This is a genomic window from Cohnella zeiphila, from assembly GCF_014212055.1.
Classification (GTDB): domain Bacteria; phylum Bacillota; class Bacilli; order Paenibacillales; family Paenibacillaceae; genus Cohnella; species Cohnella zeiphila.
Window position 1 is genome coordinate 72,887 of record NZ_JACJVO010000010.1, and the last position, 20,992, is coordinate 93,878.

Sequence of the window (20,992 nt, forward strand, 5' to 3'; positions counted from 1 at the left end):
GGCCCGCCCCCTTACATGATGCTTTCTTTCGCGAATTTTTTGAACAGGCCGTTCGCGGCAAACAACAGAATGACGCTGACGACCGAGTTGAACATGCTGATGGCGGTACCGTAAGAGAAGTGCGCGATCTTAATTCCGTAATTGAGCGCGTACAGGTCGAGCACTTGCGAATAGTCGGACACCAGGTTGTTCCCGAGCAGCATCTGCTTCTCGTATCCGATGCTGAGCAGATGGCCGATGGACATGATGAACAGCACCATGATCGTGGAGCGAATGCCCGGAAGCGTAATGTTCCAGATCTGCCGGAAGCGTCCGGCTCCGTCGACGCGGGCCGCTTCGTACAGCTCCTTGTCGATGCCGGTAATGGCCGCCAGATAGATGATCGCGTTCCATCCGGTCTCCTTCCAAATATCGGAGCCGGTGACGATTCCCCAGAACCAGTGCGGCTTGGCCATGAACTGGATCGGTTCGTCGGAGATATGCAGCCATGTGAGCAGGTGGTTGACGACTCCGTCCAGGGAAAGCATGCTCGTCACGATGCCGGCAACGACGACCCAAGAGACGAAGTGGGGCAGGTAAGAGATCGTCTGGGTGATTCGCTTGAACGGCATGCTCTTCACTTCGTTAAGCAGGACCGCGAACAGGATCGGGAAAATGAACCCCGCGACCAGCGACAGGCCGCTCATCGCCAGCGTGTTGCGAAGCACTCGATAGAACTGATCATCGTGGAACAGCGTCTTGAACTGGTCGAACCCTACCCATTTCTGCTCGCTGAAGGATTTGGCCGGCTTGTAGTTCTGGAACGCCATCGTCCAGCCCCAGATCGGCACGTAATTGAAAATAAACAGCCAGATTACAAAGGGCAAAGACATTAAGTACAAATATTTTTGTCGCAAGATGTCGGACCAGAATCGGTTCTTCTTTCTTGCGGAAGCGCCGGTTGCGCTTACACGGCCAGTCGACGGAAAGGCTGGTTGCGAATCCATTATGTCGTTCCCCCTTCGCTATACAAATAGCATAGCTTACCGAAAGAACGGAAAATACGCGATTTTTTGAAGTAAAAACCATGCAAAAATTAGAGGTGGAAGAGGAGGGACTCCCCTTATTTTTTGCGATAAGAGGAGGGGGAGTCCCCGACGTACTTGCGGAATTTGACGTGGAAATAATCGACGTTCGAGTAGCCGACGCGCTCGGCGACCTGGTACACTTTCATTCCCTGCTCCAGCAGTTCCTTGGCCCGCTCGATCCGAACCTTGTCCAAATAGGTGTTGAAAGGCTCGCCTGTCGTGTTCTTAAACAACTTGCCCAGGTATGAACTGTTATAGCCGAAAAGTTCCGCCAGCGACTCCAGTTTGAGGTTTTCCGCGTAATTGCGGCGAATGAGTTCGATCATCTTCCGTACCTGCTTGTCGCCGTCGTAGCTGCGGAAGGCGTCCGCCATCTCGCCCGCCAGCTGCGTCAGCCGGGAGAGCAGCCCGGAGAAGCGATACTCTTCATACAGCTTCGGCACTTCGGCGGCGAACGCCCGGCTCCGCTCGCGAACGTCCGGACGGCTCTGCTCCAGCTTGGCCAGCGCCTGGGTGAACGACCGCGCGAAGCCGGCTTTGATCTCCTGCTCGCTCCTTCCCGACGCCCGCATGGCTTCGCCGGTCTCGCGGACCCATGCGGCAGCCGCCTCCCCGCTGCCGATATCCAGCGCCAGCAGAAGCTTCTCGCCCGAAGCCGCGTCGTCGGAGCTCGGGGCGGCGGCTTGCCCGGCGCCGGGCGCCAACGCCTCCGCTTCGGAGGCCCGGTAAAGGCGATCCCCGTCCATCAGGAAGCGGTTCTTCATCGCATCCCGGGCCGACCGGAACGATCGGTTCAGCTCCTCCGGACGAGCCACGGCGCCGCCGGCCACCGCGGCAAAGTCGACCTCCGCCTCCGCGCACGCCCGCCGGATCTCGCGATAAGCCGCCTCCAGCCCGGCGTCGCCGCCCGCAAGGACGAGGCCGACATACGGATCAAGGGAGAAAACAATGCCCTTGTCCGATGCCTCGAAGGAATCCGACAAGCGGTTGCGGATCAGCGTATAGGTCGCCGAGTCGATCTCTCCCCGGCTCTGCAGCCGGATCAGCACCGCTTCGTAAGGCGGCTCGCCGAACCGAAACGCTTCCATCGCTTCCTTCGGCGGACGATCTCCCTCGCCGGTCAGCAGACTGATCGCCGTACGCTCCCGCCCCCAATCGTGGACCGGCGGCCGGACATCCCCCGCTCTTTGCTCGTCCAGCGTCCGCTTGATGCGAACGAGGGCGGAGATCAGCTCGTCCTCTTCCACCGGCTTCAGGATATAGCCGTCCGCCTGCATAGCCATCGCCTGGCGGGCGTATTCGAAGTCGGCATGGCCGCTCAGAACGAGAAATCTCGGAGCCGAAGCGAACTTTTCCCGAATCGCCCCCATGAGATCGAGACCGCTCATACCCGGCATGCGAATATCGACAACCATCAGATCCGGCTCCAGGTCGGCCGCCTTCGCGAGCGCGTCCCTCCCGTCGGCGGCGACCCCGACGACCGCAAAGCCGTTCTCCTCCCATTCCACGATCGTTCGCAATCCTTCGCGGATCAGAGGCTCGTCGTCTACAATCAGCACCTTGTACATCTGTCATTCCTCCAACGGAATCCAGAAGGAAATCCGGGTTCCAGAATGTGGTTCGCTCTCGATGCGAAGGCCCGAATTCGGACCGTAGGTGAGCAGCAGCCGCTGCTGAACGTTATGCAGGCCGATCCGCGACGACTCCTGTTCCATGAGCGACCGGCGGATCGCCTTCAGCTTCCCGGCCGGAATACCGACGCCGTCGTCCGATACGGTCACCTCCAGGCCGCCCCGCCTAAGCTCCGCGACCACCTTGACCTCGCCGCCGTCTATATTCGCCTCCAGCCCGTGAATAACGGAATTTTCCACGAGCGGCTGGATCAGCAGCGGGAGCAGCCTGGCCTGCTCCGCTCCGGGCTCGATCTCGATCTTGTAGCGAAGCCGCTCTTCATGCCGGAACTTCTGGATCTCGAGGTAGCATTCGACCATGTCGATCTCTTCGCCCAGGCTGATCTTCCCGCCGGTCAAGTCCAGATTTTTGCGAAGCAGCTTGCCCAGCAGCTTGACCGTCCGCGAGATGTCCTTCTCGCCCCGGATATGCGCCTTCATGCGAATGGACTCGAGCGCGTTGTATAGAAAATGCGGGTTGATCTGGTTCGCGAGCATCTTCAGCTTGATCTCGCTTTGCTTGCGTTCCAGCTCGCTGGAGTGCTTATGGGAGACCTTCAGCTCTTCCATCAAGTCTTTGATATTCGCGACCATCTGGTTGAATTGGCGGGAGATCTGCCCGATCTCGTCCTTGCCCTCCACCGTGAGCTCCGCGTCGAAGTTGCCGATCGACACTTTGCTGATCTGACGGCTGAACCTCCGCAGCCGGTTCGTTACCAGCGAACAGATCAGATAGATGATCAGAACGGACAGCACCGCGAACAGCGCGATGACTTCCATCCCGACCGTATTGATCCGGTTCGCCTCCTTGACGATGCTGCCGACCGAGAAGATCGAGATGATCTTGAGCTTCGTAAAGCTGTTCTCCGGAAGGAACTCGTCGATGACGACCTTGGACAGAACGCCGTCCACCGTCATCTCGTACGTGCCCGGGCCGTCCTCCGCAAGCGTCGGTCCCAGGCGGGTCTTGCTCAGCTCCTTGCCCACGAAGTCCGGGCTGTTCGAGGCGACGACGACTCCCCTGCCGTCGAGCAGCACCGTCTCCGAATCTTCCTGCTCGAGCATCGTGTTCAGGTAGTTCGTATTGATGTCGAGGGCCAGCACCCCGAACTTGTGGCTCTCCTGAAAATAAACGCTGCTGACCAGGCTCAAATTGCTGTTCGCTTTGCGGGACTCGGCCGGAAAATCGTACCACCCGAGCAGGCCGGGGTGCTTCAGCGCCGCCTGGTACCAGAAGGAATTCTCAACATCCGGGGAAGTTGGTATAAATTCCCAATTGTCGATCAGCGTCGGATTGGCCGCGTACAGCTTGATCCACGAGATTTCCGGATTGAACGTAAGATACGTTTCAAAAATATCAAAACCGCTGTAAGCGTCTACAATATCGCTAACCGATTCGAACCGCGTCGTCGCGATTTTCTCCATGTCCTTGTTCAGCTTAAGCCGCGCCGACAGATCGCTGGCGACCGACAAAGTCTCTTCCGTCCGGGATTCGACCCTCGCGACGGAGTTCTCCGTCTGCTCGATCGCCTTGTCCAGCGCCGATTCCCGATACTGTCGAACGACGCCCAGTCCGACGAGGACGATCGGAAGCATCAGGAACAGGATGTAGGCGAGGACGATCTTATTGCGCAGTTTCATGTCGTTGAACCGTAAGATCAGCCGCCGCAAACGCATTCCCCCATCGTCGCTCCTCCTCGTTCGGAAGGCAGCCTTCTTTCTCTTTTGCCATGCCTTATTGTGGCCAATCGGCGGGAAACTTGCAAGCCCTTGTCAAGAATATGCAGGATTTTAAGTGCAATTGTTGGGGTATGGAGAAAACGTTTTTCGTAGTACAATAGGGTATCATTTGGATGCGTTTGCAATCTGTGCAGGCCTTGGAAGGAGATATTTCGCTTGAACGAAGCTTACGGTTCTTATCCGTTTCGGAACCCCGATCTCCCGCTCGAGACGCGGGTGAACGATCTCGTCTCGCGGTTTACGCTCGATGAGAAAATCGATTTGATGTGCCAATATCAGGAAGAGATCGCCCGGCTCGGCGTGGCGAAGTACAAGCATGGAACCGAAGCGGCGCACGGGATCGCCTGGCTTGGAGAAGCGACTTATTTTCCGCAGCCGGTCGGCCTCGCCTGCACCTGGGATACGGAGCTCCTCCGCCGCGTCGGCGAAGCGATCGGCACGGAAGCGCGCGGCTTCTTCCGCCGCGATCCGGCCCTGAACGGCTTGACGCTGTGGGCGCCGACCGTCGACATGGAGCGCGATCCCCGCTGGGGCCGCAACGAGGAAGCGTACGGCGAAGATCCCCACCTGGCCGGCAAGCTGACGGCCGCGCTGGCGAAAGGCATCCAAGGCGACCATCCGTTCTACGTTCGGGCGGTTGCCAGCTTGAAGCATTTTATCGGCAACAACAACGAGGTCGGGCGCGGGGAACGCTCGGTCAGCCTCGATCCGCGCAACTTGCGGGAGTATTACCTGAAGGCGTTCGAGCTGCCTTTCAAGGAAGGCGGCGCATTGTCGATGATGACCGCCTACAACTCGGTGAACGGCGTTCCCGCCAACCTGCTGCCGCTCGTGAACGACGTCGTCAAGCGCGAATGGGGCATGAACGGATTCGTCGTCAGCGATGCGGGCGACGTGCTCGGAACCGTGAACGACCATCGTTACTATGACAGCTACAAAGAAGCCGTCGCGCAGACGATCAAGAGCGGCATCGACAGCATCACCGACGATCATGCCGTATCGAAGCAGGCGATCCGCGACGCGCTGGCGGACGAACTGCTGACCGAGAACGACCTCGACATCGCGCTGCGCAACGCCTTTCGCGTGCGCTTCCGGCTCGGCGAATTCGATCCGGACGAGCGCAATCCGTACGCCGCGATCGACGAATCGGTCATCTGCTCGCCGGAGCATCGCGAGGTGTCGCTCGACGCGGCCCGCAAGAACGTCGTTTTGTTGAAAAATAAAGGCGCCGCGCTGCCGCTGGACGCGTCGCGCGTTCGCAAAGTCGCCGTCGTCGGGCCGCTGGCGGACATCGTGTACCGCGACTGGTACAGCGGAAAGCTGCCTTACGCGGTCACGCCGCTGGCGGCGATTCGCGATCGGATGAAAGGGCATGGAGACGTCGTTTACGCCAGCGGCAACGACAGGCTGAAGCTGGCGTCCGGCGGCAAGTTCGTAACTGCGCTTGCGGACGGCAAGCTTGCCGCGGCGGCGGACGGACCGGATGGCGCGGAGACGTTCGAGCTGACCGACTGGGGCTGGCGCGCGCATACGATCGTGGCGGAAGGCACCGGCAAGTATGTCACGACGGCGGACGACGTCCATGTCACCGCCGATTCGGACGAAGTCTTCGGCTGGTTCACGAAAGAAGCGCTGCTTGTCGATCGTTCGGGCGGCGATGGCGGCGATAGCGACGGCCATGCCGGCGAGAACGGGAGCAGCGATGACGGCAATTGCGGCGATAGCGGCTTAAGCGCGGGCTGTATCGGCAATCGCAAGTTGAATATCTCGGCGTGGAACAACGCCCGGATCGGCATCGGCGACAACGGCCTGCTGAGCGTCGACTCCGAAACCGCGGAGGAGCGCTCTTCCCTCGGCTCGCCGGAGGAGCGGGCCGCCGCGGGGGAAAAGGCGGCACGTAAAGTGGCTGCCGTCACGTTCGATTCGCTGACGGTCGCGGACGGCGTCCGCGAGGCGGTGGAAGCGGCGCGCGGAGCGGATGCGGCGATCGTCTTCGTCGGCAACCACCCGCTCGTGAACGGCAAGGAGACGATCGACCGCCCGGACCTGACGCTTCCGGAGTCGCAAGAGCGGTTGATACGAGAAGTGCGCGCGGCCAATCCGAATACGATCGTCGTGATCGTCGGCAGCTATCCGTTCGCGGTCAACTGGGCGGACGAGCACGTACCGGCGCTGCTGTACACGTCCCATGCCGGTCCGGAATTGGGCACGGCGCTTGCCGACGTATTGTTCGGCGATTACGCCCCGGCCGGACGCGTGAACATGACCTGGTACCGCTCGACCGAACAGTTGCCGGACTTCATGGACTACGACATTATCAAGGGCGAGCGCACCTATCAATATTTCCAAGGGGACGTCCTCTACCCGTTCGGGCACGGGCTGACTTATTCCGAATTCGCCTATGAGGCGATGGAGTTCAGCCGGTCTTCGATCGGGCCGAACGAGGAGCTCGAAGTTCGGGTCACGGTTCGCAACGCAAGCGGCAAGGCCGGCGAAGAGGTCGTGCAGTTGTACGGCAGCGCCGGGGTGTCGCGGGTGAAGCGTCCGGTCCGGCAGCTGCTCGGCTTCCGACGGATTCGACTGGAAGCCGGGGAGACCGCCGTCGTGCGGTTCCCGCTTCGGGCTGCGGACCTGTCGTTCTGGGACGTCACGCGGGACCGCTGGTGCCTCGAGGAGAGCGCTTGGGCCGTGTGGGCAGGCCGCTCATCGGATGACAAGGCGCTGACGGCCGAGCTGACGGTGCGGGGGGAGACCGTACCGCCGCGCGACCTGCGCCAGGTTACGGCGGCGGTCAACTACGACGACTACGAGGGCGTCGTCCTCGACGAGTGCAAGGAAGGCGGCAGCAGCGCCTGGGCCGTCGGCGAAGGCACGTGGATGCTGTACCGCGACGCGGACTTCGGCCAGCGCGGCGAGATCAGTTTTGAGGCGCGGGCTTCCGCCGTCGGCGGTGGCCGCGAGAACGGCAGCGAGGGCGAGAACGGCAGCGAGGGCGAGAACGGCAGCGACGCGACTGGCGTCAAGGGCCGCGATGGCGGTGCGGCTGATGGCGGTGCCAGTGATCCGGCCAACTCCGATGCCGGCTGGATCGAGCTGCGCGCGGACGGTCCGGACGGCGACGTCCTCGGCGTCTGCCCGGTGCCTGCCGGCGGAGCTCAGACGTGGCGGACGCTGACCTGCGCCGTCGCGCCGCTCTTAGGACGACGCGACGTCGTCCTTCGCCTCAGCCCCGGCGTGCGGCTGAGCTGGTTCCGCTTCGTCGGGTGATGCTTGAGGAAAGAGCAAGGACCGTCAGGATTTTGATATGCTCCCCATACAGTAGACAGGTGAAATAATAAAAGCCTGCTGCTGTATGGGGAGCTTTTTCATGCGAAGAGAACCTTTTACTGCATCTGAGAAATTATCCATTATTCAGGAGCTGGAGCTGGGTGGAATTAGCTTTGTAGCTGCAGCGTACAAGTATGGCGTTAACAAGACAACGTTAGTAAAATGGTGCCGCCGCTACAAGGTGTATGGATACGAGGGCTTAGAAATCCGTTCTCACAATCGGAGTTATTCCGCGGAGCTGAAGCAACAAGCCGTCCAAGACTATCTGGATGGCGGGTTATCCCAATATGAGGTTATCGACAAGTACAAGATCGCGAGCCGAACCCAACTGTCAAATTGGATAAAGAAGTATAATGGTCATAGCAGCCTCAAGGCTTACACAGGGGGATCTACGGCTATGACCAAGGGACGGACAACGACTTGGCAAGAGAGAATCGACATCGTTCTATATTGCCTGGCTCACAAGTGTGACTATACGCAGGCGGCCAATCAGTACCAGGTGTCTTATCAGCAAGTGTACGGATGGGTCAAGAAGTATGAAGAAGGCGGCCAGGATGCGCTTCAGGACGGTCGCGGAAGAACGAAAGCGCCAGAGGAGCTCACCGAGGCGGAACGTCAAAAACTTGCGATGAAGAAGCTGGAATATGAAAACGAGCGATTACGGGCGGAGAATGCTTTTCTAAAAAAGTTGCAGGAACTCGAAAGGAGGCGTCGCTAAGCGGACATCGCCAGGAGAACGTCTACCTTGCGATTCAAGCGGTACGGCAAGAAAGTTCGTTCAGCGTGCTGCTGTTGTGCGAGACTGCCGGTATACCACGCCAGAGCTATTACAAATGGCTAAAGCATGTACCCAGCCCGCGCGAACTTGAAAACAAAGAACTGATGCAGACCATGTATTCATTGTACGAGAAGGTAGAAGGCATCTACGGGTATCGCCGATTAACGCTGCATATGCGGCGCCAGACGGAGAAACCCATTAATCACAAGCGCATACAGCGCCTCATGAAGCTCAAGGGCATCCAGTCCGTCATCCGCAAGAAGAGGAAGAAATATGAGCGCTCTGCGCCGCAGCAGGTTGCCGAGAACGTGTTAAACCGCAAGTTCCAAGCGGAAGCTCCCAATAAAAAGTGGGTCACCGATGTAACGGAATTCAAATATGGAAATGGTCAGAAGGCCTATCTTAGCGCCATATTGGATCTTCACGACAACGCGATTGTGTCTTACGTCATCGGGCACTCCAATAACAATTCACTCGTCTTCCAGACGTTAAAGCTGGCCTTGAAGGCAGCGCCAGACAGCTCGCCCTTGCTTCATAGCGACCGGGGATTTCAATATACGTCTCGCCATTTTAAGAAGATCTTAGACAAAAGCAAACTGACTCAAAGCATGTCACGCGTGGGGCGCTGTATCGATAATGGTCCCATGGAATCCTTCTGGGGAACGCTGAAGTGTGAGAAGTACTATTTGCATACCTACCGCACGTTTGAGGAACTCAAACGGGACATTGACGGCTACATTCACTTTTACAATAACGAGCGGTTGCAGGAAAAGCTAAACGGCCTCAGTCCCATGGAATTCAGGACGAAGGCCGCTTAACCGACTTTTATTTTTTGTACTGTCTACTTGACGGGGCGCAGATCATTTCCTGGCGGTCCTTGCTCTTTAAACTACCGGTTACTTCCCAGCCCATCTTACCACCGCATACAAACGCCCGCCTGGACGCATATCCATCCGAGTTATTGCGATCCGAGACTAATTCCGCCCACCAAGCCGCGTTCTCCCACGAGTTATTGCGTTTTGAGACTAATTCGGTTCGTCTGACCGCATTCTCGCACGAGTTATTGCGATCCGAGACTAATTCCGCCCACCAAGCCGCATTCCCCCGCGAGTTATTGCGTTCCGAGACNNGCCCGAGTTATTGCGTTCCGACGCTAGTTCCACCCATCGAGCCGCAGCCTCGCCCGAATTGAGTTTCGACTACTTCCATCCGCCGAGCCTCATTCCCGCCCATATCCAGCTATCCCCCGCACCCCGGCCGGAGGTAAAAAATCCCGCACAGCCTCTCTCAAGAGAAGCCACACGGGATTGGGTAAACGAAATATACAGGTTTACAAAGTACCTGTCAGCGATATCAGCCCTGCGAGCCGATGAAGATGTAGCGCGCGATGACGAGCACGAACAGGATCCACATGAGCCAGTGCACGCTGTATTTCTTATTGCCGGCCATTCTCCCGACCGTAGCGAGAACGACATAGGAGACGATGCCGAACGAGACGCCGTTGGCGATGTTGTACGTGAACGGCATCAGCCCGATCGTCAGGAAGGCGGGAATGCCGATGATCAGGTCGGAGAAGTCGATCTCCTTGACCGATTGCATCATGAGCACGCCGACAATGATCAGAGCGGCGCTCGTAGCCGGAGACGGCACGAGCAGCGCGATCGGCGCCAGGAACAGCGACAGCAGGAACAGTACGCCGGTCGTCGAAGACGTCAAGCCCGTGCGTCCGCCTTCCGCGATGCCGGCCGTGCTCTCGACATAGGCCGTGATCGTGCTGGTGCCGAGAACGGCGCCGCCGCTGACCGCGATCGAGTCGACGAGCATCGCTTTGCCGATCCGCTTGTTGCCTTTCTCTTTATCCTGAAGCAGTCCCGCGCGGTTGGCGGTACCGACCAGCGTGCCGAACGTGTCGAACAGCTCGACGAACGTGAACGTCGCGATGGCCGACAACAGGCCGGTCGACAGCAAATCTTTGAAATCGAAATCCCAGAAATTCAGCTTCGAGAAGTCCGGGACCCAGTCTTGGCCTTTCAGCGAGCCGAAGTCGACGACGTCGACTCCCGGAATGGCGCCGATCAGCGTCGTCACCAGGATGCCGATCAGAATCGCGCCGCGTACCCGCAGCACCATCAGCACGCTGATCAGCAGCAGGCCGACCACCGTCAGCCAGACGGACGGCTGGGTCAGGTCGCCCATATGCAGCACCGTCTCGCTGCCGCCCAGGTCGGTGTAAGAGCCCTTGGCGAAATCGCGGCCGAACGCGTCGAGCGAAATCGTCAGCAGGCCGCTGTTTTTGAGCCCGATAATCGTAATGAACAAGCCGATCCCGACCGTAATGGCGTGCTTCAAGCCGTCGGGAACCGCCACCACGAGCAATTGGCGGACCTTTGTAACCGTCAGAATGACGAAAATAATCCCCGAGATAAATACGGCTGCCAGACCCATCGAAGGGGAAATCGGATGATCGGTCGCCTTGGATGCGAGCACCGTCGTCGCAAAATAGGCGTTCAGCCCCATCCCGGGTGCCAGCGCCACGGGGAAATTGACGAACAGCCCCATCGCCAGCGTGAAAATACCCGCGGCCAGCGCCGTCGCCAGAAAGATGCCGTAGGTGTCGAGCCCCGAACCTCCCAGCACGGCCGGGTTGACCGCCAAGATGTACGCCATGGTCATAAACGTCGTGATCCCCGCCATGATCTCCGTGCGTACATTCGTTCCCAGTTGCTTCAGCTTAAAAAACTTGTCCATCGCTTGAGCAAGCCCTCCTTGATCCGAAACGGATAAGATATGGAACACCGAAATCGAACATACAAAAAACCTAGAAGAATTCTCCTCTAGGTTCCGCACAACGGCGAAAAAGCATACCGGCCCCTTCTGCGTTCCCCGGTATTCCTTCTCGCCTTTCCGTAGCCGGATCATTTGCGGTGACCCCGTAGAGACTCCCGGGCCGATTCCCGGGATTATACGAAAATACGATTCAGTTGTTGTCCTTCCTCATTCTAGGTACAAAGCACCTTTCCGTCAACGGGTAAAACGAACTTTTTACGTTTCTCCGCAAATTTCGTTCGTTTTGGCACCGTTTACAATTCCAAAATGAACGACTATTGGACTTCGCAGGCCAGATTCCGACTTTTCTGAACAGTCTCTATTGAGAAAAAAAGAGCGCCGCCGCCGCCGCGGTGACGCCCTCTCTCCTATAACGCTCCAAAACGCCGCGCTTATCCCACGATCGCGTCGATCCGAGCCAGCTCCTCGTCCGAGAATGCGAGGTTGCGCACGGCTCCCGCCGCATCTTCGATCTGGCTCACCTTGCTGGCGCCGATCAGGGCGGACGTTACGCGGCCCCCGCGAAGCACCCAGGCCAATGCCATCTGCGACAGCTTCTGCCCGCGTTCGGAGGCCAGGTCGTTCAACTTGCGCACCTTGGCGATTTTCGCGTCGTTGATATCTTCCGGCTTCAGGAACACGCTCGGACCCGCCGCACGGGAATCCGGCGAAATGCCGTTCAGGTACCGGTCGGTCAGTACGCCCCCGGCGAGCGGCGAGAACGCGATCGAGCCGATCCCTTCCTCGTCCAGCACGTCCAGCAGGCCATCCTCCACCCAACGGTTCATCATCGAATAGCTCGGCTGATGGATGACGCACGGCGTACCGAGCTCCTTCAGAATGCGGGACGCCCGCTGCGCCTCTTCCGGCTTGTAGTTGGAAATGCCGACATAGAGCGCTTTGCCTTGACGGACGACCAGATCGAGCGCGGCCATCGTCTCTTCCAGCGGCGTGTTCGGGTCCGGACGATGGTGGTAGAAAATGTCCACATAGTCGAGCCCCATCCGCTTCAAGCTCTGATCGAGACTGGAGACGAGATACTTCTTGGAGCCCCATTCTCCGTAAGGGCCGGGCCACATGTAATAGCCGGCTTTGGTGGAGATGATCATCTCGTCGCGGTAAGAAGAGAAGTCCTGCTTCAAAATGCGGCCGAAAGTAAGCTCTGCCGAACCCGGAGGCGGACCGTAATTGTTCGCCAGATCGAAGTGCGTAATGCCGAGATCGAACGCCCGGCGGATCATCGCCCTGCCGTTCTCGAAGACGTCGATACCGCCGAAGTTGTGCCATAGGCCCAGCGATATCGCCGGCAGCTTCAAGCCGCTTTTGCCCGAGCGGTTATATGTCATCGTGTCGTATCTGGAATCGCTTGCCGTGTAACTCACATGGATCATCTCCTCACGTATGGATAAGTCCATCTTAACGAAGACAAGCCGGAAGGTCGATGTCAGAGCAACTTCTTTTTATGGAATAAAGTCAGATCTCTCCTGCTCTTCGCTCCGGTATTCCGTCGGAGAGACTCCCGTGACTTTGCGGAACATTTTGGAAAAAAGCAACGCATCCTCATACCCGACCGACCGGGCGACTTCCCCGACCTGCAGACCGCTCTCCTTCAGCAGCTTGCACGATTGTCGGATGCGGTACTCCAGCAGATAACGCTGGGGAGGCGATCCGGTCGCCGCTTTGAAAATCGCGGACAAATACTTGCGGTCCAGCCCCAGCTCGGAGGCGATTCCCGACACCGAGATCGGCTCGCCGTAATGAGCGTGAACGAACTCCATCGCGCGATGAACATGAGCCGGATGCTTCCTCGGAGAGAGCGTGCCCGGCGCGCTCGCCGGAGCCGCTTCGATCAGGGCGGCCATGAACCGGTACAGCAGGGAGGCGATCCGCATGTCGCGGCTTTCCTCCCGGGCGTCCGCTTCGGTCAGCCGCTCGTACAAAGTCGGCATGACCGACACGTCCATCGCAAAGACGGGATTCTCGGGCGTGAGGCGGGTCCGTGCGAGCCAGTCCGCCATCCGGTCGCCGCGGAAGCCGACCCACGAGTACGTCCACGGATCCGTCTCGTCCGCCTCGTATTGGATGACGACCTGCGGGTAGATCAGAAACGCATCGCCAGCCGCCAGCCCGTATTCATGGCCTCCGACCCGCACCTTGCCTCGTCCCCGATGAACGAAGTGGACTTTGTAAACGTCGCGGACCCCGGGGCCGAAAGAGTGGCGCGGGGCGCAGTCTTCTTTTCCCCAATGGCTCAGCGTCAGTTCGGACGGACGATCATCCGCGCCGGTGCCGTCGCGATTGGAATGGAACGCCTTCATCCCCATCCTCCCCTAATCGGCAAAACCGCCAGACGGGCGGGCAATCGGCCGGTCTGACGGTTCTCGTTTTCTGATAAGCTTATTCCCATTCGATCGTCGCCGGCGGCTTCGACGTAATGTCGTAGACGATCCGGTTGACGTTGTCCACTTCGTTGACGATGCGGACGGAGATTTTCTCGAGCACGTCCCAAGGGATGCGCGCCCAGTCTGCCGTCATGCCGTCGATCGACGTTACGGCGCGGATGCCGACGGTGTACGAATACGTGCGGCCGTCACCCATGACGCCTACGCTTTTCATGTTCGGCAGCGCGGTGAAGTATTGCCAGATCTCGCGGTCTAGCCCCGCCTTCGCGATCTCGTCGCGCAGAATGGCGTCGGACTCCCGCACGATCGTCAGCTTCTCATCCGTCACTTCGCCGAGCACGCGGATCGCGAGCCCCGGTCCCGGGAACGGCTGGCGCCAGACGATCGCCTCCGGCAAGCCGCACTCTTCGCCGACCTTGCGGACTTCGTCCTTGAACAGCGCCTTCAGCGGCTCCACAAGCTTGAACTTTATATCCTTCGGCAGCCCGCCGACATTGTGGTGCGACTTGATCGTCTGCGCCGTGGCCGTGCCGCTCTCGACGATGTCGGTGTAGAGAGTGCCTTGAGCCAGAAAAGCGAAATCGTCGAACTTCGCCGATTCCTCTTCGAACACGCGGATGAATTCGGTGCCGATGATTTTACGCTTCTGCTCCGGATCTTCCACGCCGCGCAGCTTGCCCAGGAACCGCTCGCTGGCGTCGATCTTGACAACGTTCATGTCGAACTTGCCGACGAACGTGTCCATGACGCTCTCCGCTTCGCCTTTGCGCAGGAGACCGTGGTCGATAAACATGCAGGTCAGCTGATCGCCGATCGCCTTATGGATAAGCGCCGCGACGACGGAGGAATCGACCCCGCCGGACAGCGCGCACAGCACCTTCTGATCGCCGACTTCGCGGCGAATGTCGGCGATGGTGTCTTCGATGAACGACGACATGCTCCAATCGCCCCGGCAGTCGCAAACACGGTACAGGAAGTTGCGGATCATCTCGTTGCCGTGCACCGAATGACGCACTTCCGGATGGAACTGCACCGCATACAGGCGGCGGGACGCGTCGCTCATGGCGGCCACCGGCGCATGCTCCGTGCTGGCGTCCACCTTGAAGCCCGCCGGAAGCTCGGTCACGTGGTCGCCGTGGCTCATCCACACCGTCTGGCGCCGGTCCAGACCATGAACCAACTCGGCTCCATCCGCGAAGTCGATGTCGGACTTGCCGTATTCGCGCTTATGCGCCGGCTCGACTTTGCCGCCCTGCTGGTGGGTGATCAGCTGCATCCCGTAGCAGATGCCGAGAATCGGCACGCCGAGGTCGTACACGCCCGGATCGACCGAAGGCGCTCCATCGGCGTAGACGCTGGCCGGGCCGCCGGAGAAAACGATGCCCTTGGGCCGCAGGGCGCGAAGCTTGTCCGCCGGCGTATTGTGCGGCAGCAGCTCGCTGTACACGCCGAGATCGCGGATGCGCCGCGCGATGAGCTGGTTGTACTGGCCGCCGAAGTCGAGCACGACGATCATTTCATGCGATGGATTATTCACGGTCGAACCTAAGCCTCCTGAATGCAAAAAACGCGCCCGGCTCTCCGGCATTGCCGGCGGAAGCGGAGCGTTCCCGCGGTTCAAATCAATTGAAGTCATTATAGCCTTGCGGCTTCGACAGCGTCAAGGACAAGCGAGCGGCGGGCGAAGCGGCGAGAGCGCCTAAACAGAGAGGGCGCCGAATCCGGTGCCCTCTCAAGATCACTGCTTCCGTTCGTCATGCTTAGCCGTTACTCTTCCTCAGCGGCCGGGATTTCGGAATGCCGCTCGAACTTGACCGCATCCGCTCTTGTGTAGATTAGTTCCGCGGCGGGCGTCTGCGGTTCGACCGTGGTCGGAGTGACCCTCGTCATACGGACGTATTCGGTCCCGTCCCCCGCGAAATCGTAGGCGCCAAGGTTCAGCCACTCCGACGAACCGGAGGACTGATCAATGTACAGGATTTCCGTTCCGGTCTTATGCTTCACCTCTACCTTGACGTTTGTGTCCTGCCCGGGAGAGTGAACGATGTTGTACAGGGACACGGTATAGTTCCCTTCCGGAAGCATGGCCGTCCAAGTCGCCGAAGACCCTTGAGTCGTCGTATAACGCGATTTGACGCCCGTTTGGTAACCCGACAGGTTGCTCTGGGTCCAAGAACCGGCCGATACGAACAGCCCGTCCGCGTTCGCGCTGTCGACCGTAACGGTCAGATCCCGGATCGGGATGGACAGGCGGGGCGTCTCCAGCGTCGTTCCGTTCACGGTCACATCGGCCCATACCTCGATATGGTCGGTTGTCCCGTCCAACTGAAGAAGCTGCAGAACGCCGCCGGCGTCGACAGCCGCGAGATCGGGCCGATCCAGATGGTACGCCACGTCCGCCTGGCTCATATCTCCGGGAAGACCGTTATCCAGCTGGCCTGACACGGCAAGCTGAACGTTCCGTGTCATTTCCAGCGCATCCTTGTCCGCGCTTATGGAGACTGATTGCCATTGCGGCTGCGCGTCTTCGGGCACCCACATAACCGCGTCGGCTATGACCCGGGAATTGCCGGATTGATTCGTCAGCTCGACGTATCCGCCGGTTCCTTCCGCGAAAGGAAAGGCTCCCAGGTAGGCCCATCCGCCGTCCGACGCTTGCTCGTTGACCGCCACCGTTTGCGTACCTCCGTCATAATGGACGTCGAACGCGGCGCCCGTCGACCAGTTCTCGTTCGCGATCGTCATTTTTGGCAATTTGGCGTAGACGTCGTAGACGACGCTCTCGGGCAAATCCGGGCGCCAGCGGATCGCGGCCGTCGCAGCGCCCGTCGCGGACTTCGCGTAGACGTAGCCGTCATAATAGTAGCCGTCGCCCGACGTGTCGCGGATCCATATCCCGTCCGTCTCCGCTTCGGTGTTGTCCGTCACGATCGAGCTTCCCGGCTGCCATGCCGGCTGCTCTGGCGGGACGGCCGTATGATCGGGCAGGTAGAGGCTTCTCGTTCTCGTCTTTTTCCCTTCCGACTCCACGTAATAGGTGAACGTGTCGGACAGATCGTTCACCCGGATCGACCACTCCGTAGGATAAACCGTATCGGGGACTGCCGTGTACGTGTCGCCGCCATCAAGCGAGTAATAAAGCGTCGCTGCTTTCTCGGTCTTGGCCTCGATGTAGGCGTCGTAGGCGGTGTTGTCCGGCTTGACGATCAGCATGCCTTTCACGGCGTCGATCGGGCTGTGCGTGTCGAAGAAATAGCTTGCCTCCGACGTCGTCTCCGGCTGCTGCCGGTGAAAAGGCACCTCGATGTCGAGCCCTTCCACGATAACGGCCGTAATTCCTTTGCCGGATACGGAGACATCGATCGCGCCGTTCGTCATCGTCGCCTGTTCGGGCTCGCCGTTGCCCCGGATGACCGTCACCGGGTACGTCTGCACCGGGTCGAATCCGACGATCTGCGAATTCAGCTCGATCGACGCTTGCTGCGCGTCCGCCGATTCGTTGCTGAGCGAGATATAGAACCGGTCGCCGCTCTCGGCCGTAATCCAGTTGAGCTGCGGGTTGCTGGTCGAGATAATGCCCTTGGGCATCCACAGCCAGACGCCAGTATGGCCGTAGAACGTTCCCGGCTTGCTGCCGTACAGGTGATACTTGAACCACAGGAAATCGGTCTCGAACACGGACGGGAACGAGATGCTTCCGTTCGATCTCAGCGCCTGCTCGCTGATCAGATAATCCATCGTCTGGCCGAGCTGGCCGGGAACGTGGTGGTAATAAATCGACGTCGCTTCGCTCGGGCCCTCTAACGGGAAGTCCGGCTCCAGCTGGCTGATCGAGAAGCCTTTGTAGTAATAGCCCGGATAGCTCGAATACCTCCCGATCACCGCGTTGTGGGCGACGTCCGCGAGCAGCGAATCGCCCGTATCCTGCGCAAGCCGCAGCAGGAAGGGCGCCTCCTGCGCGTTCATCCGGTAGTAAGCGGATGTGCTGCCCGCTTCGAAGGTCAGGCCGTTCGGCGATACCTTCCAAGCGTCGGTCTGGACGCCGCCGGTCTCGTATTCCGGGAAGTCGTCCCGCGGGTAATCGTACTTTGCGCTTGCCGGCCAGTGGAACGATTCCGTATACGGCGCGTCCGGCTGCGGGATCGTATAGGTCCCTTCGGGGACGGGACGAGCCACGAACATCGTGACGTACCGCTTCGCTTCCTTGTAGGCCGCGTTCAGGTATTCGGCGTCCCCGGTCTCCTCGTACAGCTCCAGCAACTCGATCCACAGCTTGCCGTTATTGGCGATAAATTCATTTTCCGACACATTACCGGTGGCTGGGGTGTCGATCTGGCTCGCGATATAAGCGTCCGCCGCCGTCTCGGCCTGCTGCAAATAGACCGCGTTGCCGGTCATTCGGTACATCATCAACGGCTGGATGACAGGGCCTCTTTCTTTCAGGTCCGGGTTCCGAAAGCGATACTCTTCCTCTACCATCTCTTGAATGGCCGCGTTCCCGTTCGTTAACTGTGCCAAGGACGCGACCGAGGACACATCGAACGGCAGCGAGGTCATTTTCCAATTACTTGGCACGCCGTAAACCGGCTTCTTCGTCGGCGACCAGCCCTGGGCGTTGCGCGATACGCCGAACTCCAGAGAAGGCAGCGCCCTCGTATCGTACAGATCATCGTCTCCGGTCAAGTAATAGGCGCTCATCAGAACGCCGTCGGAGGAGGTGCGGACCGCGTCCTCGTTCTCGATGTCGATGAAGCCTTTCGCCCGGCCCCACCAGCCGCTCGGAGACGGCACGTAATTCACGGAATCGTCCCCCTGCGGCTCGACTTTCATCAGATCGATCATGTTGAACATCGCGTCGGTCAGCGATTGGCCGGCGACGTTCTCCCGATAGTCCGTATAGCCGTATTCGCTGCGAACAATGTTCTCGTATGCGTCGTAGATGTCGCTCCTCTGCGCGTACAGTCCGATCGTAAACCGGTACGTGCTCTCCGCGGCCAAAGACGAATAGGCTCCGAGCTGCGGCGCGTACACGATCGGCTGCACGCCGCCGTCGTTGTTGACGAGACTCATGCCGAGCGGCTGACGATCGGCTCCCCCATGCGGCTCGAAGTCGAGCGGCAGCTCTTCGGCAGACACGAACACGCCGTAGGTCAACGGATTACCGTCGCCGTCGCGTTTCTCGACCAGACTCATCGGCGCGGTCAATTGCCACAGCCCCGTCGATTCCGCCGTACCGATCATTTTCGCATGGGATTTGTATCCGCTCAGCACCTCGTCGACGTCGGCCTCGGCCTCCGACGTGAAAGACTGATAGCCGATCACGTAATGGCCGGCGCGTCGGGGCGTGAACGAATACGACACCTCCGGCCTGTCCTTCGCGAGCGACCAGGTCGCCTCGAAATCGTAATCGGCCGAATGAGACGAGTCGCTCAGAACCGCGGTCTTGCCGTCCGTAATTTGGACGCTGTCGAATGTGATCCACGTTTTATTCATCGTGTCGTAGTAGTTGGTCCGCTGCCCCGCGTCCCCGTCCAGCAGCACCCATTGCTCGTCGAGCCGCTCCTGCGGCGTATTGGCGGGCACCCAGGCGTCCGCGTCGGCGTCTTTGTAATACACGTCCCGAACAACGGTATGGCCGCCGTCCCAGGCCGCGTCGTAAAAAACGGTTTTATAGCCGTCGTTCTCGATGCTGCCCGCCTCCGTATAAGTCAGATTCGGCAGCGTCCGGTCGCGCAGCGCCGGCGGCGGCAGCGGCTTCTGCGAGATGCGGCCTTCGAACTTGACCGCGTCGATCCGGGTCTGAATGTTCGATGTCGTCGGCTGAACGCGGGTTGCCCGGACGAATTCCGCTCCGGTTCCGCTGAACTCGTAAGTGCCTAGATCGACCCAGCCGGTTCCGCCGGATGACGGCCTCAGATCGATATATTGCACGTCTGTCGTCCCGTTGTGCACGACCTCCACCTTCACGTTGCTGTCCGCCTTGTCCGCCCAATCCAGCTTATACAGCGAGATCTTGGCCGTGCCGGCTTCCAGCCGCGGATTCCACGTTATGGCGTTGTTGATCGTGTCGGTGTAGCGGGTGCCGGAATTGTTATAGCCCTTCACGCCCGTAGACGTCTGCCAGCCGCTCGTGGCCGAATAGCCTTCGTCGCCGTCGTCGATGACAATCGAGTTATAGGGCGTATCGTACTGCTCGATATTTCCTTCGAACTTGACGGCGTCGGCCCGCGTCAGCACCGTCCCCGTAGAGGAGTGAACGCGGGTCAGCCTGACGAATTCGTTGTCCGTTCCGTTAAAATAGTAGTCGCCGAGCTCGACCCAGCCGCTTCCTCCGGACGACGGCCGCAGGTCGACGTTCAGCACGTCCGTCGTGCCGTTGTGCACGATCTCCACCTTCACGCCGTCGTCGGCCTTGTCCTCCCAATCGAGCTTGTACAGCGAGATGGTTGCCGTGCCGGCCTTCAGATTCGGATTCCAGGTCACCGAATTGTTCACGGTGTCCGTCCAACGCGAACTGGAGTTGCCGTAGCCTTTCACATTCGTGGAGACGTTCCAGATGCCGGTCACGGAAAAGCCCGTCGTCGCATTCGTCGGATCGCTCTTCGCGACGCCGTCGACGGTGATGCTGCCGTCGTCGATGGTGATCGTTCGGTAAGGAGGCGCCGTCCCTTCCTCCGCCGAAGCCTTGCCCGGCTGCGGCAGCGGCGCGCCAATCGTTGCAAGCGCTATCAAAATCAACAAAACCAAAAAAGCCGTTCCGACTCTTCCCAACTTCATTCTCATCGCCCCGTTTCTGAAGATTCTGCTTCCAAACCAGCTGTTCATGTGAGAGCTTTCGAATTCCCGAAAACTCCTCCTCTCCCTCCGCCTTCCTCTCTCCTCTCTCCTGAGCTTCGATGCGGCTAACGTCTCCTCTGCCATCATAGTGCAGCGTTTACGGCTTAGATTTATTGGATTTTTAGAAATGTTTATACGATTTTCTGCAGTTGCAATGCTTGCTGAAAAACAGACGAAACGGACGCGTTCCTCCTCGCTGAAACCGAATACCGGCATTCCAGGCCGTAGTGCTCGACCGCTTGCGGTTCGCCGTGGCCGGTACACTATGACGTTATGGCCTCCGCACGCCGACCGTAAAGCTTCACATAACTTTCCGTCAATACGGGTAGTCAAGCTCCCTTCTTT

General features: G+C 59.3%; 11 protein-coding genes and 1 riboswitch. Of the genes, 3 read left to right on the top strand and 8 right to left on the bottom strand.

Annotation, left to right across the window (positions count from 1 at the left end; translation table 11 throughout):
* Window positions 1-11: 11 nt before the first annotated feature.
* From H7C18_RS10030 to H7C18_RS10040, 3 genes are all read right to left on the bottom strand, one after another.
* Window positions 12-986, bottom strand: a complete 975-nt coding sequence (locus H7C18_RS10030) for an ABC transporter permease (protein WP_185128919.1) — start codon at window positions 984-986, stop codon at window positions 12-14.
* 116 nt (window positions 987-1,102) lie between these two features.
* A complete protein-coding gene (locus H7C18_RS10035; RefSeq protein ID WP_185128920.1) occupies window positions 1,103-2,635 on the bottom strand; it encodes a response regulator transcription factor in 1,533 nt (510 codons plus the stop codon).
* Between the two features lie 3 nt (window positions 2,636-2,638).
* Window positions 2,639-4,414, bottom strand: a complete 1,776-nt coding sequence (locus H7C18_RS10040; RefSeq protein ID WP_185128921.1) for a cache domain-containing sensor histidine kinase — start codon at window positions 4,412-4,414, stop codon at window positions 2,639-2,641.
* A 327-nt stretch (window positions 4,415-4,741) separates the two neighbouring features.
* Between H7C18_RS10040 and H7C18_RS10045 the strand changes: the two genes are divergently transcribed.
* The 3 genes from H7C18_RS10045 (at window position 4,742) to H7C18_RS35055 (ending at window position 9,400) form a co-directional block, all read left to right on the top strand.
* On the top strand, window positions 4,742-7,744 hold the full coding sequence (locus H7C18_RS10045) for a glycoside hydrolase family 3 protein (protein WP_185128976.1): 3,003 nt from the start codon (window positions 4,742-4,744) through the stop codon (window positions 7,742-7,744).
* Between the two features lie 100 nt (window positions 7,745-7,844).
* Window positions 7,845-8,522 carry a helix-turn-helix domain-containing protein gene (locus H7C18_RS35050; RefSeq protein ID WP_238357610.1) on the top strand — a complete coding sequence of 226 codons (678 nt, stop codon included), beginning with the start codon at window positions 7,845-7,847 and terminating at the stop codon, window positions 8,520-8,522.
* The gene (locus H7C18_RS35055) at window positions 8,462-9,400 is read left to right on the top strand and encodes an IS3 family transposase (RefSeq protein WP_420481847.1); all 939 of its coding nucleotides are present in this window, start codon (window positions 8,462-8,464) and stop codon (window positions 9,398-9,400) included. The genes H7C18_RS35050 and H7C18_RS35055 overlap by 61 nt, the downstream gene beginning before the upstream one ends.
* Before the next feature lie 535 nt (window positions 9,401-9,935).
* On the opposite strand, the gene H7C18_RS10055 is transcribed toward H7C18_RS35055, so the two are convergent.
* The 5 genes from H7C18_RS10055 to H7C18_RS10075 all read right to left on the bottom strand — a co-directional run bounded on the left by H7C18_RS10055 (window position 9,936) and on the right by H7C18_RS10075 (window position 20,587).
* Complete coding sequence (locus H7C18_RS10055) at window positions 9,936-11,330, bottom strand: NCS2 family permease (protein ID WP_185128922.1); 1,395 nt, start codon at window positions 11,328-11,330, stop codon at window positions 9,936-9,938.
* Between the two features lie 139 nt (window positions 11,331-11,469).
* Window positions 11,470-11,570, bottom strand: a riboswitch (purine riboswitch).
* A gap of 230 nt (window positions 11,571-11,800) precedes the next feature.
* Complete coding sequence (gene mgrA, locus H7C18_RS10060) at window positions 11,801-12,790, bottom strand: L-glyceraldehyde 3-phosphate reductase (RefSeq protein ID WP_337913255.1); 990 nt, start codon at window positions 12,788-12,790, stop codon at window positions 11,801-11,803.
* A 78-nt stretch (window positions 12,791-12,868) separates the two neighbouring features.
* Window positions 12,869-13,726, bottom strand: coding sequence for an AraC family transcriptional regulator (locus H7C18_RS10065; RefSeq protein WP_185128924.1), 858 nt, complete (start codon window positions 13,724-13,726; stop codon window positions 12,869-12,871).
* 79 nt (window positions 13,727-13,805) lie between these two features.
* The gene (guaA, locus tag H7C18_RS10070; protein ID WP_185128977.1) at window positions 13,806-15,326 is read right to left on the bottom strand and encodes a glutamine-hydrolyzing GMP synthase; all 1,521 of its coding nucleotides are present in this window, start codon (window positions 15,324-15,326) and stop codon (window positions 13,806-13,808) included.
* 251 nt (window positions 15,327-15,577) lie between these two features.
* Window positions 15,578-20,587 (bottom strand): golvesin C-terminal-like domain-containing protein, encoded by a 5,010-nt coding sequence (locus tag H7C18_RS10075; RefSeq protein ID WP_185128925.1) that lies wholly within the window; start codon window positions 20,585-20,587, stop codon window positions 15,578-15,580.
* Between the last annotated feature and the right edge of the window lie 405 nt (window positions 20,588-20,992).

Bases quoted from the DNA above. Each gene is read 5' to 3' on its own strand.
- H7C18_RS10030 (WP_185128919.1), bottom strand. From the start codon at position 986: ATGGATTCGCAACCAGCCTTTCCGTCGACTGGCCGTGTAAGCGCAACC.
- H7C18_RS10035 (WP_185128920.1), bottom strand. From the start codon at position 2,635: ATGTACAAGGTGCTGATTGTAGACGACGAGCCTCTGATCCGCGAAGGA.
- H7C18_RS10040 (WP_185128921.1), bottom strand. From the start codon at position 4,414: ATGCGTTTGCGGCGGCTGATCTTACGGTTCAACGACATGAAACTGCGC.
- H7C18_RS10045 (WP_185128976.1), top strand. From the start codon at position 4,742: ATGTGCCAATATCAGGAAGAGATCGCCCGGCTCGGCGTGGCGAAGTAC.
- H7C18_RS35050 (WP_238357610.1), top strand. From the start codon at position 7,845: ATGCGAAGAGAACCTTTTACTGCATCTGAGAAATTATCCATTATTCAG.
- H7C18_RS10055 (WP_185128922.1), bottom strand. From the start codon at position 11,330: ATGGACAAGTTTTTTAAGCTGAAGCAACTGGGAACGAATGTACGCACG.
- H7C18_RS10065 (WP_185128924.1), bottom strand. From the start codon at position 13,726: ATGAAGGCGTTCCATTCCAATCGCGACGGCACCGGCGCGGATGATCGT.
- guaA (WP_185128977.1), bottom strand. From the start codon at position 15,326: ATGATCGTCGTGCTCGACTTCGGCGGCCAGTACAACCAGCTCATCGCG.
- H7C18_RS10075 (WP_185128925.1), bottom strand. From the start codon at position 20,587: ATGAAGTTGGGAAGAGTCGGAACGGCTTTTTTGGTTTTGTTGATTTTG.